The organism is Croceivirga sp. ABH4_376 (genome assembly GCF_056160685.1).
Window position 1 is genome coordinate 1 of the sequence record NZ_JBSWXQ010000019.1, and the last position, 1203, is coordinate 1203.

At 37.9% G+C, this 1203-nt stretch carries 1 protein-coding gene; it reads right to left on the reverse strand.

Annotated features, from left to right (window positions below; translation table 11 throughout):
* Positions 1-31: 31 nt before the first annotated feature.
* On the reverse strand, positions 32-994 hold the full coding sequence (locus tag ACXAGS_RS15700) for an IS110 family RNA-guided transposase (protein ID WP_474908087.1): 963 nt from the start codon (positions 992-994) through the stop codon (positions 32-34).
* Positions 995-1203 lie beyond the last annotated feature (209 nt).

Below are 1203 nucleotides of genomic sequence, written 5' to 3' on the forward strand. Positions count from 1 at the left end.
AACAAAGAACTGAGGTGAAAAACAAGCTTTTTTAGCTTAAAATTGACACAAAGTTCTCATCATAGGGAAGTCCATTTTTTACAACGCCAAAAGCTTGTTTGAGTAATTTATTACAAACCGCGATTAAAGCCAACTTCTTGCTTTTGCCTTTGGCTACCAATCGGTCATAAATTGCCTTACAGGCCCTATTGTATTTACAGGCATTAAAGCTACACATGAACAATAGTTTTCTCAGTTTGGGATTCCCCATTTTGCTTATTCTCGGCCTTCCCTTGATACTTGAACCGGATTCCCTGGTCGTTGGTGTTAGACCAGCGTAACTGCACAGTTCACTTGCTGTATCGAAACGCCTAAAACCGTCAGTGAAGACCAAGAGCAACAAAGCCGATTTATTACCTATTCCAGGAATTGATTTAAGTAAGGTAAGTTCCTTTGCGTTGTCCTGTCTTACCTTTTCTTCCAATACACTTTCTAGTTTTTCAATCTCCTTTTCGGTATGGCGCAATTGTCTTCTTAACGAGTTGACAACCAATTTTGATGGGTTTCCTAAAACCGCTTCGCCATGAAGCTTGTTCTTTAATTGGGTGGTCTGTTTAGTGTAAGTGGCGAGTAAACGAACTATTTGCAGACATTCTTGCTGCGAGCTGCTTTCTCCCTTCCATAAAGCGGGATTCTGGCTTCTTCCGTATTCAAAAAGTTGTTTGGCATCGCTCTTATCGGTCTTTACCTTACTAAGTTGCATCTGGATAAAACGTTTTACCTTTAAGGGATTTTCTACAGAAACCGCCCTACCGTTTTCTAAAAGAAAATAGGCCAACTTATAATGATAATAGCCCGTGGCCTCCATTACGAATTGTGATTGCTCTCCACTAAGCTTCATCAACTTTTTAAAACCGCTGTAACTGTTTTTGATTTGATGAAAAGTGCTTCCATCGTAAACATCCAAGGTATCCTTACTAACATCGATACCAACAAAATCTTTATTTTTAATCATGGATAAATGAATTGGAAAGAAAAAGCTACTGGGTATTCCACAACTTGAAAGCGAGATCTAGGTCTCATAAAACTGAACGAATTCTAAGTAGTAAAGCGTAGGGATTATCAATGTTGACGAAATCTAGGTTTCTCGGTGTATATTAACCTTATTCTACGCTTTTTTTCTTTCTGGTTTATTACTTTAAAATAACAAGAATTAAACTTAAG

Bases quoted from the DNA above. Each gene is read 5' to 3' on its own strand.
- ACXAGS_RS15700 (WP_474908087.1), bottom strand. From the start codon at position 994: ATGATTAAAAATAAAGATTTTGTTGGTATCGATGTTAGTAAGGATACC.